This window comes from Rhizobacter sp. J219 (assembly GCF_024700055.1).
In the GTDB taxonomy this organism is placed as follows: Bacteria; Pseudomonadota; Gammaproteobacteria; order Burkholderiales; family Burkholderiaceae_C; genus Rhizobacter.
In genome coordinates this window covers 4,187,232-4,200,113 of sequence record NZ_JAJOND010000001.1, presented here as the reverse complement: position 1 = coordinate 4,200,113, position 12,882 = coordinate 4,187,232, and the positions used below count along the sequence as shown (strand labels likewise).

Sequence of the window (12,882 nt, the reverse complement as noted above, 5' to 3'; positions counted from 1 at the left end):
AGCGACATCGGAGTCAGGCCAACCAGGCCGGGCGACCGAGCGTCCACGCGATTCACGGGAGGTTGTCAGTGATCTGGAGCAAGACCGAAGCAGGACGAGCTGAAGTGCAGGCGCGCGCTCTCGTGAAAGAGCGCCTGCAGCGCAATCTGCTGCTGTTGATCGACGGAGTCAAGACCGAAGAGATGCTCCTGGCCAACGTGGTCGGCCTCAAGCCCGAAGACTTCAAGTTCCTGGAGTCGCTGAACCTGATCGCGCCGGTGCCGTCGTCGTCGAGCAGCCGCTCTTCGTCTTCTTCGTCTTCTTCGTCGTCGGCGTCCGACCGGGGCAACGCAGCGACCCAGCCGATGTCGCTCCCACCCTCGCTCGACGAGCCGCTGTCGATGGACTACGGCCAGTTCACCGCCACGCTGACCCAGCTGATCTCGAGCGAACTCGGCCTGCGCGGCTTCACGCTCACGCTGGCCGTCGAGAAGGCCTCGACGATCGAAGAACTGCGCGCGGTGGGCGAGCGGGTGCTGGAGCAGATCCGCGAACGCAAAGGCGAGGCCGTGGCCGAGAAGGCGCGGCGCTCGCTCTACGGCGGCTGAGCCACGGCCCACGATCGGCTCGACCGACCCGCCGCTTGGGGCACACTCGGCGCATGCCCGCCCGTGTGTTCATCGACCAAGCCCTCCTCCCCGACACCCTGATCGACCTGCCGCCCGGCGCGGCCCGCCACGTGCAGGTGCTGCGCCTGCAGCCCGGTGACGCGCTCACGCTCTTCAACGGCCAGGGCGGCGAATGGTCGGCGCGGGTGCAGCAGATGGGACGCAGCCAGGTGAGCGTGCAGCTCCTCGCGCACGAGGCGGTCGAGCGCGATTTCCCTCACCACGTCACCCTCGCGGTCGGCATGCCGGCCAACGAACGCATGGATGCGCTGGTCGAAAAAGCGACCGAACTCGGCGTCGCCGCGCTGCAGCCGCTGGTGTGCGAACGCTCGGTGCTGCGCCTGGCCGGCGAGCGCGCCGAGAAGCGCCAGGCGCATTGGCAGGCGGTGGCCATCGCGGCCTGCGAGCAGAGCGGTCGCACCCGGGTGCCCGAGGTCGCGCCGGTGCGCACCCTCGCGACCTGGTTGTCGTCGAAGCCGGTGCGCGACGGCGTGGCCGCCTGCGTGCTCGACCCGCGCGCCGACACCGTCGCGTTGCCCCCCGCAGAAGCAGCCCTGTTCCTGAGCGGGCCCGAGGGCGGTCTGAGCGACACCGAGGTCCAGCTGGCCGAAGCCGCGGGGTTCCGCCGGGTGGGCCTGGGCCCGCGGGTGCTGCGCGCCGACACCGCCCCGCTCGCCGTGCTTGCCCACCTGTCCTTGCGTTCGCTCTGAACGCCACTGCCGATGAATGCCTCTCTCCTGTGGCTCACGCTCTGCCAGGGCTTCCTGCTGATCAACAACGTCACATTCATCGCGATCAATGGCCTGGTCGGCATGCAGCTCGCACCCAACGTGTGGCTGGCCACGCTGCCGGTGATGGGCTACGTGGCCGGGGGCGCACTCTTCACCGGCCTGGTGGCGCGCCATCATCGCGCCTGGGGTCGGCGGCGGGCGTTCCAGGTGAGCCTGCTGGTGGCGATGGCCTCGACCGCGCTGTGCGCCTGGGCGGCCATGCAGCACGAGTTCTGGTGGCTGGTGGCCGGCACGGTGATCGCCGGCTACTACAACGCGAGTGCCGGCCTGTATCGCTTCGCGGCGACCGAACTCGTCACACCGGCGTTCAAGGAGCGTGCGATCTCGTGGGTGCTGGCGGGCGGCATCCTCGGCGGGGTGGTCGGGCCGCAGCTCGCCAGCGTCACGCGTGACGTGCTGCCGGTGCCGTTTGCCGGCGCCTACGCGGCGCTGGTGGTGGTGGCGCTGATGGCGCTGGCGGTGATCTCGTTCATCCCCTTCCCGCCCTTGCCGCTGCCGAGCGCCGCGCAGCCGGGCCGGCCCTTGCGCGAGATCGCACGCCAGCCGGTGTTCATTGCCGCCGTGATGGCCTGTTCGCTGGGCTATGGCGTGATGAGCCTCCTGATGACGGCCACGCCGATCGCGATGGCGCAGTGCCAGCACCCGTTCTCGAGCGCCGCGCTGGTGCTCAACTGGCACGTGCTCGGCATGTTCGTGCCGAGCTTCTTCACCGGCAGCCTGATCAAGCGCTATGGCGTGATGCCCATCCTCGTGGCGGGCCTGGTGCTCAACCTCGCGTGCGTGGCGATCGCGCTCTCGGGCGTGGACCTGATGCACTTCACGAGCGCCCTGTTGCTGCTCGGCGTCGGCTGGAATTTCCTCTACGTCGGCGGCACCACGCTTTTCACCGAGGCCTACCGGCCGGAGGAGCGCACCACCGCGCAGGCCGCGATGGACTTCTGGGTCTACATCACCATGACCCTCACCGCCTTCGGCTCGGGCGCGCTCGTCACCACCGGCGGTTGGACGTGGATGAACCTGGGCACCCTGCTGCCGCTGGCGGTGCTGGCCGGCACGCTCGTGTGGCTGGCCCGGCAGCAGCGCGCAACCACCACCCCGGCTGCTGGTTAGCCCTAGGCGCCGGCTGGCCGTTTCCGAAGTTCACTGAAGCGATGCAGACGAACGAGGTCTACGCCCTGGCGGGTTCGCTGACGACGGGCATGCTGGCCGTGCTGCACTTCGTGGTGTGGCGCCGCCAGCGTGAGCACTGGTCGGCGTACTTCGCCACCAGCTACCTGCTGATCTGCGTGATCTATGCCTTCGATCAGCAGCTGCAGCCCGTGGGCGACCGGCCCAACCTGATCGCCCGCAGCATCGCGGTGCCGGCGGTGCTGCTCTTCACGCTGGGCTTCGTGCGCTATGTCGGGGTGCCCCGGCAGGCCGCGCGCCTCATCACCGGCGTGGCGTTGGGGGTCGCGCTCGCGCTGCTGGCAGTGGGGCACTCGGGCACGGTCGGTCGGCTCGGCATGTTCACCGGGTTCGCGAGCTTTCTCACGTTCCAGGGGCTGCTCGCCCTGTGGGCCATGCGGCGCGAGCCGGGCCATGGCCACGGCCTGGTGTTCGTCGCGATGATGCTGTACCCCGGTGTGCTGGTGATCGCGTGGCTGGGGCTGCTCGACGTCGCGCTCTTGCGCTATGCGGTGATCGTGCCGATGGTGATCAGCGGGACCACGGTGCTCACCACTGGCCTGCTGCGCGCACAGCGGCATGCGGACGAGGAGCTGGCCCGCCGCCAGCAGGCCGAGGCTGCGCTGCAGTCGCTCAACGACACGCTGGAGCAGCGCGTGGCGCAGCGCACCGCCGAGCTGCGCGAGATGATCGCCGGCCTGGAAAGCTTCAACCGCAGCGTCTCGCACGACCTGCGCGGGCCTCTCGGCGGCATTGCCGGCGTGTCGCGCCTGGCCAGCGAGGCGCTCGGCCGCCACGACCTTGCGACGGTCGAGCGAATGCTGTCGGTCATCACCACCCAGGCCGACTCGTCCGGCCAACTGGTGAACGACCTGCTGGCGCTGGCGCGCGTCAACGATGCCAACCTCGCGCTGCAGCCCATCGACCTGCACACCTTCGTGCAGGACACGCTGGAGCAGATCCGCCTCGCCCAACCCGATGGCAGGCCTTTGCCGGTGCGTGTGGGCCCGTTGCCCACCGTCGAGGCCGATCCCGGCCTGCTGCGGCAGGTGTACGTGAACCTGCTCGGCAACGCGCTCAAGTTCACGCGCGACGGCGAGGTGCCGCAGGTGGAGGTGGGCGCGTTCGTGCAGGAAGGGCAGCAAGTCTGCTTCGTGCGCGACAACGGCGTGGGCTTCGATGCGGCCGAGGCCGAGCGGCTCTTCCAGCCCTTTCATCGCCTGCATGGCCAGCGCTTTCCGGGGCACGGCGTGGGCCTGAGCATCGTCAAGCGCATCGTCGAGCGGCATGGCGGGCGCCTGTGGGCGCAGGCCCAGCGCCAGCAGGGCGCGACCTTCTTCTTCAGCCTGCCGTCACACCACTGAGCGGGCAGAGCCAGCCACGAGATCGAAGCGGAACAGGCGGCATTCGATCGGGCCGTTCCACATCGGCACTCGGCGCGATTCCTTCAGGCGCATCGCGCTCGGCAGCTTCATGTCGGGGCTCAGCACCCAGGCGGTCCAGCCGGCCGGGTGCTGGGTGTAGGCGCGCTTCCAGTGCGCGGCCAGGCGCGGGAAGAAGTCGTCGGGCGCGGCGCGGTTGTCGTCGGGCCGTTCCGCCATCGACGGCCGGGCGGCCTTGCCGGCCACCTCGATGCGCTCGCCGTACGGTGGGTTGATCATCAGCGTGCCGTGCAGGCCCTCGGCCAGCGTGGGTGCCGGCCGCTCCAGTGCGTCGCCACCGTTGAACTGGATCGCATGTTCAACACCGGCGCGCTGCGCATTGCGGCGTGCGAAGTCGACCATGCGGAACGACACGTCGCTCGCGAAGATCGGCACGGCGCTGGCGTGGATGCGCGAGCTCGCATGGCTCTTGAGCCGCTGCCACTGCGCCCGGCTGTCGGGGTCGGCGAACGGCAGCAGGCGTTCGAAGGCGAAGCGGCGCTTGAGCCCCGGCGCGACGCCGCAGGCGATCTGCGCGGCTTCGATGGCGATCGTGCCGGAGCCGCAGCAGGGGTCGTGCAAGGCGCCACCGGCGTCGGGCGTGCCCTGCCAGCCGGCGGCCGCGAGCATGGCGGCGGCGAGCGTTTCCTTGAGCGGTGCCTCGCCCTTGTCTTCACGCCAGCCGCGCTTGAAGAGCGCCTCGCCGGAGGTGTCGACGTAGACCGAGGCGTGGGTTTCGCCCAGGTGCAGCGACAAGGGCAGGTCGGGATGGCGCGTGTCGACACTCGGGCGCTCGCCGGTCGCGTCGCGCAGCACGTCGCAGACGGCGTCTTTCACGCGCAGCGCGACGAAGTTCAGGCTGCGCAGCGGGCTGCGGTGTGCGGTGGTGTCGACGCGCAGCGTGTGCTGCGGTGTGATCCACTGGGTCCAGTCGACGCTTCGGGCCAGCGCATAGATGTCGTCTTCGTGCTGGTACGGGCCCGAGGCCACTTCGGCCAGCACCCGCTGGGCGAGGCGGCTTTCCAGGTTGAGCGCCATCACGTCGGCGGGGTCGCCATCGACCCCCACGCCACCACGGCCCACGTGCACCGTGTGCCCCGGGAGGATGCGCTTGACCTCGTCGGCCAGCAGCGGCTCGACGCCGGCGGCGCAGGGCAGGAAGAGCGGCAGGGCCATTACATCGCCTTGCGCAGATTGGCCGGTGCGATGCGCAGGGCTTCGCGGTACTTGGCCACGGTGCGGCGCGCCACCTGGATGCCCTGCTCTTCGAGCATCTTCGAGAGCTGGCTGTCCGACAGCGGCTTCGCAGCGTCTTCGGCGGCGACGAGCTGCTTGATGAGCGCCCGCACCGCGGTGCTCGATGCGTTGCCGCCGGCTTCGGTGTTGAGTGAGGAGCCGAAGAAGTACTTCAGCTCGAAGGTGCCGAACATGGTCGCCATGTACTTGGCGGTGGTCACGCGCGAGATGGTCGACTCGTGCAGGCCGAGCTCGTCGGCGATCTCGCGCAGCACCAGCGGCTTCATGGCGATCTCGCCGTGCGTGAAAAAGCTCTTCTGCCGCTCGACGATCGCCTGCGAGACACGCTGGATGGTGTCGAAGCGCTGCTGGATGTTCTTCATGAACCAGCGAGCCTCCTGCAGTCGCGGTTTCAAGGCACCGTTGGCGCCGCCCGCGCCGCGGTTTCCGCGAATGGCCTGCGCATAGAGGTCGTTGATGCGCAGCTTGGGCATCACCTCGGGGTTGAGCACGACCTTCCAGTTGCGGCCCGCCTTCTGCACGATCACGTCGGGCACGATGATGTTGGCCTCGGCGCGGGCGAACTGGCGGCCCGGCTTGGGTTCGCAGGCGACGATCAGCGCCTGCGCTTCCTTGATCAGCTCTTCGTCGGCGCCGGTCGCGGCCATGAGCTTCTTCATGTCGCGGCGGGCGAGCAGCTCCAGGTGCTGCTTGCAGATGAGGATGGCGATCATCTGCGCCTCGCAGCGCGGCGTGGCGCGCAGCTGCAGCATCAGGCATTCGGAGAGGTCGCGTGCGCCCACGCCGAGCGGCTCCATGTTCTGCAGCCACTTGAGCGCGCAGCGCAGGCGTTCGAGCAGCTCCTCGCGCTCCGCTTCGTTGTCGTCGCCGGGGGCGAGGCTCGCGGCAATGTCTTCCAGCGAATCGTCGAGGTAGCCGTCGTCGTTGAGCGATTCGATCAGCACCTTCACCGCCGCCGTGTCTTCGCCCGACAGGCGCATGCCCAGCAGCTGGCGGTGCAGGTGGTCCTGCAGGCTCTCACCGACGCTGTTGCGCTCGTGCGGATCGAAGTCGTCGTTGTCGTTGTTGCTCGACGAGCTGCTGGTGGGCTGCTCGCGGATGCCATCGAAGTCGTCGCGCTCGGTGCCGTTTTCCCAGTCGTCCCGCTCGGTGGCGCCAAGTTCGACGCTGTCGACGCCAGGGGTGTCGTCGCCGCCACCGGAGTCGACGTCGCCGGCACGCTCGGTCTCGCGTTCACCCGCCTGCTCGGACGCGCTCAGGCGCTCGGTCAGCGGCTCGAAGGCGGGGCCGCTGTCCTCCTCCACTTCGAGGAAGGGGTTGGCTTCGAGCATCTGCTCGACTTCCTGGTGCAGTTCGAGCGTCGAGAGTTGCAGCAGCCGGATGGACTGCTGCAGCTGAGGCGTCAGCGCGAGATGCTGGGAGAGGCGGACCTGCAGGGACGGCTTCATGCTCATGCCCTACATGCGGAAGTGTTCTCCGAGGTAGACCTTGCGGACGTCGGCGTTCTCGACGATCTCGGTTGGTGTTCCCTCGGCCAACACCCGGCCTTCGCTGATGATGTACGCGCGGTCGCAGATGCCCAGCGTCTCGCGCACGTTGTGGTCGGTGATCAGCACGCCGATGCCACGCGCCTTCAGGAAACCGATGATGCGCTGGATCTCCAGCACCGCGATCGGGTCGACGCCGGCGAAGGGCTCGTCGAGCAGGATGAAGCGCGGCTGCGTGGCCAGCGCCCGCGCGATCTCGACACGGCGCCGCTCGCCGCCCGACAGTGCGGGTGCCGGGCTCTCGCGCAGCTTCTCGATGCTGAGGTCGTTCAGCAGGCTGGTCAGCAGCTGGTCGATGGTCGCCCTGGGAAGCGGCTTGCCATCAGGACCATGCTGCAGTTCGAGCACGGCGCGGATGTTCTCTTCCACCGTCAGCTTGCGGAAGATCGACGCTTCCTGCGGCAGGTACGACAGCCCCATGCGCGAGCGCTGGTGGATGGGCAGGCGCTCGATGCGCTGGCCGTCGATGGTGATGTGTCCGGCATCAGCGCGCACCAGGCCGACGATCATGTAGAAGCTCGTGGTCTTGCCGGCGCCGTTGGGGCCGAGCAGGCCCACCACCTCGCCGCTGCGCACACCCAGTCGCACGTCCTTCACGACCTTGCGGGCCCCGTAGGTCTTTTGCAGCCCGCTCGCTTCCAGCTGGCTCGGGCCGGCGGCTTGCGGGGACAGGCTGGCAGCGTTCAACGGCGTGCTCCCGGGGGCACGGCCGACGCAGCCTCGGCGGCGGCCGGGCTGTCCTGGCGCGGCGACAGCACCGCGCGCACGCGGCCGGTCGGGTTGGTGGGGGTGGCGGCCGCAGCGCCGCCGGCCACGGTGAAGAGTTCAGCGGTGTTGTCGTAGGTGATCTGCGCGCCGGTCACCTCGTCGGCGACGGCGGTCCCGCGCAGGCGCTTCACCGAGGCCTTGCCGCTGAAGCGGATGGTGTCGGCCTTGCTGTCGTATTCCAGTCGCTCGGCCTCGCCCTCGATGTGCTCGTCGACGCCGTCGCGCTTCTGGCGGAAGGTGGCGAGCTGGCCGGGTGCGCCGGTGGCGGTGGCGAGGTGGTAGCCGTCGGGCGTCTCGCGCACCTCGATGCGGCCGGCACGGATCACCATCGTGCCCTTGCTCACCACCACGTTGCCGTTGAAGACGACGACCTGGTTCTGCAGGTCGACCTTGCCGGGCTGGTCGGACTCGACCTCCATCTTCTTGTAGCGGTCGGCCTTTTCGGCCTGCGCCGGCAGCGCGATGCTGCACAGCAGCAAGGCCAGCACGGACCAGCGGCGAAGCAGGGAGGGGACCAAAACGGGGGAGAAAAAGTGGCTCATGGCGGCATGAAACTTGCAGGCCATTCTAGCCACAGATCCGCAGCGCGAGCCCGGATCGCGGGGAAAAAGGCCGCTCCAAAGCGGCCTTTTCACGCAGGGCGGATCAGCCTTTGCGCAGCGTCTGCACCAGGTACTCGGTGACCTGCAGCGCCTTCTCGGGCGTGCCGGCGATGGTGCCCGAGGTGAAGTACTTGCCATGGATGCCCATCGCGGGCACGCCGTCGATCTTGTAGGCGTCGGCCAGGCGGGTGGCCTGCTTGGCCCGGGTCTGCACGGCGAAGGAGTCGAAGACTTCCTGGAACTTGGCGCGCTCGATGCCGTTCTTTTCCATGAAGGCGGCGATCTCGGCCGGCTGCTCCAGCCGCTGGCGCTCGCTGTGCAATGCGTAGAACACCTTGCGGTGCAGCGCCTCGACCTTGCCCAGCGCTTCGAGCGCGTAGTAGATGCGCTGATGGACCGCGTACTGCTCGCGGAAGGCCACCGGCACGCGGCGGAACGCCACGTCGGCCGGCAACTTCTTCTGCCACGCGTCGAGCGTCGGCTCGAAGGCGTTGCAATGCGGGCAGCCGTACCAGAAGAACTCGATGACCTCGATCTTGCCGGCCGGGGCGTTGACGGGCGCGGGCGAGCCCAGCTTCACGTAGTGCTTGCCTTCGACCGGCTTTTCCTGGGCCAGCGCCGGCAGGGCCGTGGCACCGAGCCCCAGGCCCATCAGGTGTGCAGAGAAGTCGCGACGGTTCATGTGGTGTGTGTGTTGGGGTGAATGAACGGGGGTCTGGCGTGCCGCGTTGTGAGTGCGCTGGGCCTCGATTGGTTCAAACCTTCATGTCTGCTTCGTTGCTGCAGGTCATTTCTGAACCTGCACCAGCGCCGACTCGACGCCGGTGCTTTCGAGCTTCTCCTTCACTTGCGCGGCTTCTTCCTTCTTGTCGAAAGGCCCGAGCCGCACGCGGTACACCGTGCGGCCGGACTGCTCGCGCTCGGTGACCTTGGCCTGGTAGCCCGACATCGCCAGCTTGGCACGCTGGGCCTCGGCATCTTCGACTCGACCGAAGGCGCCGGCCTGCACGAAGTAGCTCAACGCATCGCTGCCAGGTTTGGTGGACGCGTCGGGCGGCAGTTTGCCCGCGAGGATGGCCGCAGGGTCGGGCTTGGGCGCGCTCGCAGCACCCGGCACGCCGCCCGGCGGCAGCACGGCCGACCCGGCCGGCGCGCCGCTCACCACGCCGCTGGACACCGCGGCCGGGCGGCCCGGCGGCACCTTGCTGTACAGCGAGCTGTTCGGGTCCCAGTTCTTGTTCTTCTCGGCCTCGGCGGCGTCTTGTTCAGCGGTGCGCTGCGGCACCTTGTTGACGAAGGGCACCGGCACCTTGGCGATGTAGAGCGCCACGCCGAGCGCGAGCGCCAAGCCCACCAGCAGGCCGACGATCAGGCCGAGCACGAAGCTGCCGCGCTGGCGGGCGGGGCGGGCGTTGGAAGGCTTCTTCATTCAGTCTCCATCACATCTTGTCGGGGTGGCCCACACCGAGGAGCGTGAGGCCGTTGCGCAGCACCTGCCGGGTGGCGGCCAGCAGGGCCAGCCTGGCGCGGGTGAGCGCCGCGTTGTCGTCCAGCAGGAAGCGCTCGGCGGCATAGTAGCTGTGGAAGCTGGCCGCGATGTCGCGCAGGTAGAAGGCCACGTCGTGCGGCGCCAGGTCGTTGGCGGCCCGTTCCAGCATCTCGGGGTACTCGGCGAGCTTTTGCATCAGCGCGATTTCGGTGGGCGCGCCGAGCAGCGAGAAATCGGCCTGCGCCAGCGCTTCACCCGCACGCTGCGCCAGCACCGAGCAGATTCGCGCATGCGCATATTGCACATAGAACACCGGGTTCTCGTCGTTCTGCTTGAGCGCAAGGTCCACGTCGAAGGTGAACTCGGTGTCGGCCTTGCGGCTGATGAGGAAGAAGCGCACCGCGTCGCGGCTCGTCCACTCGATCAGGTCGCGCAGCGTCACGTAGCTGCCGGCACGCTTGCTGATCTTGACCTCGGCGCCGTCGCGCACCACGCGCACCATGGTGTTGAGCACATAGTCGGGGTAGCCCTTGGGGATGCCCACGCCCATGCCCTGCAGACCGGCGCGCACACGCGCAATGGTGCCGTAGTGGTCGGTGCCCTGGCAGTTGATGACCTTGGTGAAGCCACGCTCCCACTTGCTCACGTGGTAGGCCACGTCGGGCACGAAGTAGGTGTAGGTGCCGTCGGACTTGCGCATCACGCGGTCCTTGTCGTCACCGTCGTCGGTGGTCTTCAACCACAGCGCGCCTTCATGCTCATAGGTCTTGCCGGCGGCGATGAGCTTCTGCACCGTGGCTTCGACCTTGCCCTCGGTGTAGAGGCTCGACTCGAGGAAGTAGTGGTCGAACTTGACGCCGAAGGCCTGCAGATCGAGGTCTTGCTCATGGCGCAGGTAGGCCACGGCGAACTGGCGGATGTTGTCGAGGTCGTCGGGGTCGCCCGACGCGGTGAACTCGCGGTCGTCGGCCTTGATGGTTTTCTTCGCGAGGTAGTCGGCCGCGACATCGGCGATGTAGTCGCCGTTGTAGGCGTTCTCGGGCCACTGCGCATCGCCCGGCTTCAGGCCCTTGATGCGCGCCTGCGTCGACATCGCGAGCGTCGCGATCTGCACGCCGGCGTCGTTGTAATAGAACTCGCGCTGCACCTTCCAGCCCTGCGTCTCGAAGAGGTGACAGATCGAGTCACCGAGCGCGCCCTGGCGCGCGTGCCCCACATGCAGCGGCCCGGTCGGGTTGGCCGAGACGAACTCGACCATCAGCTTCTGCCCGTTCGCCGGCTTGCGGCCGAAGGCCTCGGCCTCGCGCAGCACCTGCGGCACGATGGCCTGCTTGGCGGCGGCTTTCAGGCGCAGGTTGATGAAGCCGGGGCCGGCGATCTCCATCGCGTCAACCCAATGCTGCACCGCGGGACGTTGCTGCAGCGCGGCGATCAGCGCTTGCGCAAACTCGCGCGGATTCTTTTTGAGCGGCTTGGCGAGCTGCATCGCGGCGGTGCAGGCCAGGTCGCCATGGGCGGCTTGTTTGGGCGACTCGAAGGCCGCGGGCACCGAGGTGCCGGGGGCGAGTTCGGCGAGCGACTCGGCCAGGGCGGCCAGCAGCTCCTGTTTGGCTTGGATCATCGGCGGATTCTAAGTGGCCGCCTCTGTCGTCTTGCACTGCACAAGAGGCCCGCGGCAAGCCGATGGACCCCGGGGAAATGGACCCCGTTTTGTGCTCAATTTGGCAAGCAGGGCCATGCGGCCGGTGCCAAGATGGCAGCTCCGATGTCGTCCTTTTCGCCCTCGCTCACCCCGGTTTCCGTCACCCCCAGCGGGTTCGGCGGCCTGCCCTTGCCGGCGCAGATCGGCAAGTACCCGGTGCTGCGCCGCCTCGGCGAAGGCGCGACGAGCGAAGTCTTTCTCGCACGCGACGATTTCCACCAGCGCGACGTCGCCATCAAGCGTGTGCGCGCCGGCGCAACCAACGACCCGTCGGACGGCCGCTACTTCGAGCGCTTCTTCGCCGCCGAGGCCGCGCTCGTCGGGCGACTCAAACACCCGAACGTCGTGCAGATCTATGACGCGGTGGTCGACCCCGCCGAGTCGTATCTGGTGATGGAGTACGTCAACGGCACGACGCTGCGCCCGTACTGCCGCGCCGACCAGCTGCTGCCGCTGGAGCTGATCGTCGAAATCGGCTTCAAGTGCGCAATGGCACTCGGCTACGTGTACCGCCAGGGCCTGATCCACCGCGACGTGAAGCCAGCGAACCTCTTGGCCGTGATCAACAACGGCCACATCACCGACGTGAAGATCAGCGACTTCGGCAGCGCGCTCAACATGGCGAGCGAGACGACGCAGGTCTACCGTGTGGGGTCGCTCGCCTACATGTCGCCCGAGCAGCTCGACGGCAACCAGCTCGACTGCCGCGCCGACATGTACTCGCTCGGCGCGGTGCTCTACCACCTGATCGCCGGCCGGCCGCTCTTCGACTCGACCTCGCAGTCGGCCATGATGAACCAGATCTACAGCGCCGAGCCCACGCTGCTGAGCAGCCTGCGCTCGGGGGTCGGCCCCGGTGTCGACAGCGTGATCCTCTCGGCAGTGGCCAAGCGCCCGGAAGACCGCTACCGCAGCTGGGACGACTTCGCGCAAGCGCTGTCGGGCCTCATTACCACGCAGCAAGTGCCACGCGGCCACCTGCAGGGCGTGCTCGACTCCGAGCGCTTCAACCTCCTGCGCACGCTCGACTTTTTCTCCAACTTCGGCGATGTCGAACTGTGGGAGGTGGTGCACCGTGCGAAGTGGCAGCGCTTCCCATTCGGCCATGCGCTCTACACCAAGGGTGAAGAGGGCAACACCTTCCACATCATTGCGCAGGGCGAGGTGGAGGTGTACCGCGACGGCGACAAGGTCGCGCAGCTCGGCTCGGGCACCTCGGTGGGCGAGATGGCCTACCTCGCACCCAGCCCTGAGTTGCGCCGCCACAGCACCAACGTGATCGTCACCGACCCGGCGACCACCATCTCGTTCACGCCCGAGACGCTCGCGCAGGTCAGCCCGAATTGCCGACACCTGTTCGACGAAGCGTTCATCCGTGTGCTGGTGCGACGCCTGCACGTCGCGCATGAGGCGCTGGCCCATCCCCGCCGCATCCTCTGATCTGCGTCAGCCCCGCAACGCGCTGTTGCGTTGTAGCCATTGCTGGGCGCA

General features: G+C 68.2%; 12 protein-coding genes. 5 read left to right on the top strand and 7 right to left on the bottom strand.

Annotated elements, in window-relative coordinates; genetic code table 11:
- Nucleotides 1–68: 68 nt before the first annotated feature.
- Genes LRS03_RS19865 through LRS03_RS19850 form a run of 4 tightly spaced genes read left to right on the top strand, consistent with a single transcriptional unit; the run spans nucleotide 69 to nucleotide 3,969 of the window.
- Nucleotides 69–587, top strand: coding sequence for a hypothetical protein (locus LRS03_RS19865; RefSeq protein WP_257827678.1), 519 nt, complete (start codon nucleotides 69–71; stop codon nucleotides 585–587).
- A 53-nt stretch (nucleotides 588–640) separates the two neighbouring features.
- Nucleotides 641–1,357 (top strand): 16S rRNA (uracil(1498)-N(3))-methyltransferase, encoded by a 717-nt coding sequence (locus LRS03_RS19860; RefSeq protein ID WP_257827677.1) that lies wholly within the window; start codon nucleotides 641–643, stop codon nucleotides 1,355–1,357.
- A gap of 12 nt (nucleotides 1,358–1,369) precedes the next feature.
- Nucleotides 1,370–2,548 carry an MFS transporter gene (locus tag LRS03_RS19855; RefSeq protein ID WP_257827676.1) on the top strand — a complete coding sequence of 393 codons (1,179 nt, stop codon included), beginning with the start codon at nucleotides 1,370–1,372 and terminating at the stop codon, nucleotides 2,546–2,548.
- Nucleotides 2,549–2,589: 41 nt separating this feature from the next.
- Entirely contained in the window at nucleotides 2,590–3,969 is a 1,380-nt protein-coding gene (locus LRS03_RS19850) for a sensor histidine kinase (protein WP_257827675.1), read from the top strand.
- Here LRS03_RS19850 and LRS03_RS19845 read toward each other — a convergent pair.
- From LRS03_RS19845 to argS, 7 genes are all read right to left on the bottom strand, one after another.
- Nucleotides 3,958–5,202 carry a THUMP domain-containing class I SAM-dependent RNA methyltransferase gene (locus tag LRS03_RS19845; RefSeq protein WP_257827674.1) on the bottom strand — a complete coding sequence of 415 codons (1,245 nt, stop codon included), beginning with the start codon at nucleotides 5,200–5,202 and terminating at the stop codon, nucleotides 3,958–3,960. The genes LRS03_RS19850 and LRS03_RS19845 overlap by 12 nt on opposite strands.
- Nucleotides 5,202–6,731: an RNA polymerase factor sigma-54 gene (locus LRS03_RS19840; RefSeq protein WP_257827673.1), complete on the bottom strand. Its 1,530-nt coding sequence runs from the start codon at nucleotides 6,729–6,731 to the stop codon at nucleotides 5,202–5,204. The genes LRS03_RS19845 and LRS03_RS19840 overlap by 1 nt, the downstream gene beginning before the upstream one ends.
- Nucleotides 6,732–6,740: 9 nt before the next feature.
- Nucleotides 6,741–7,517 (bottom strand): LPS export ABC transporter ATP-binding protein, encoded by a 777-nt coding sequence (lptB, locus tag LRS03_RS19835; protein WP_257827672.1) that lies wholly within the window; start codon nucleotides 7,515–7,517, stop codon nucleotides 6,741–6,743.
- On the bottom strand, nucleotides 7,514–8,086 hold the full coding sequence (gene lptA / locus LRS03_RS19830) for a lipopolysaccharide transport periplasmic protein LptA (RefSeq protein ID WP_257827671.1): 573 nt from the start codon (nucleotides 8,084–8,086) through the stop codon (nucleotides 7,514–7,516). Before lptA ends, lptB begins: the two co-directional genes overlap by 4 nt.
- Nucleotides 8,087–8,243: 157 nt before the next feature.
- Nucleotides 8,244–8,882: a thiol:disulfide interchange protein DsbA/DsbL gene (locus LRS03_RS19825; RefSeq protein ID WP_257827670.1), complete on the bottom strand. Its 639-nt coding sequence runs from the start codon at nucleotides 8,880–8,882 to the stop codon at nucleotides 8,244–8,246.
- Between the two features lie 105 nt (nucleotides 8,883–8,987).
- A complete protein-coding gene (locus tag LRS03_RS19820) occupies nucleotides 8,988–9,629 on the bottom strand; it encodes an SPOR domain-containing protein (protein ID WP_257827669.1) in 642 nt (213 codons plus the stop codon).
- 10 nt (nucleotides 9,630–9,639) lie between these two features.
- Nucleotides 9,640–11,310: an arginine--tRNA ligase gene (argS, locus tag LRS03_RS19815; RefSeq protein ID WP_257827668.1), complete on the bottom strand. Its 1,671-nt coding sequence runs from the start codon at nucleotides 11,308–11,310 to the stop codon at nucleotides 9,640–9,642.
- 144 nt (nucleotides 11,311–11,454) lie between these two features.
- On the opposite strand from argS, the gene LRS03_RS19810 reads away from it, so the two are divergent.
- Complete coding sequence (locus LRS03_RS19810; RefSeq protein ID WP_257827667.1) at nucleotides 11,455–12,831, top strand: serine/threonine-protein kinase; 1,377 nt, start codon at nucleotides 11,455–11,457, stop codon at nucleotides 12,829–12,831.
- Nucleotides 12,832–12,882: the final 51 nt, after the last annotated feature.

What these genes read in the sequence shown, in the direction of transcription:
- LRS03_RS19860 (WP_257827677.1), top strand. Translation starts at nt 641, where the DNA reads ATGCCCGCCCGTGTGTTCATCGACCAAGCCCTCCTCCCCGACACCCTG.
- LRS03_RS19855 (WP_257827676.1), top strand. Translation starts at nt 1,370, where the DNA reads ATGAATGCCTCTCTCCTGTGGCTCACGCTCTGCCAGGGCTTCCTGCTG.
- LRS03_RS19850 (WP_257827675.1), top strand. Translation starts at nt 2,590, where the DNA reads ATGCAGACGAACGAGGTCTACGCCCTGGCGGGTTCGCTGACGACGGGC.
- LRS03_RS19845 (WP_257827674.1), bottom strand. Translation starts at nt 5,202, where the DNA reads ATGGCCCTGCCGCTCTTCCTGCCCTGCGCCGCCGGCGTCGAGCCGCTG.
- LRS03_RS19840 (WP_257827673.1), bottom strand. Translation starts at nt 6,731, where the DNA reads ATGAAGCCGTCCCTGCAGGTCCGCCTCTCCCAGCATCTCGCGCTGACG.
- LRS03_RS19825 (WP_257827670.1), bottom strand. Translation starts at nt 8,882, where the DNA reads ATGAACCGTCGCGACTTCTCTGCACACCTGATGGGCCTGGGGCTCGGT.
- LRS03_RS19820 (WP_257827669.1), bottom strand. Translation starts at nt 9,629, where the DNA reads ATGAAGAAGCCTTCCAACGCCCGCCCCGCCCGCCAGCGCGGCAGCTTC.
- argS (WP_257827668.1), bottom strand. Translation starts at nt 11,310, where the DNA reads ATGATCCAAGCCAAACAGGAGCTGCTGGCCGCCCTGGCCGAGTCGCTC.
- LRS03_RS19810 (WP_257827667.1), top strand. Translation starts at nt 11,455, where the DNA reads ATGTCGTCCTTTTCGCCCTCGCTCACCCCGGTTTCCGTCACCCCCAGC.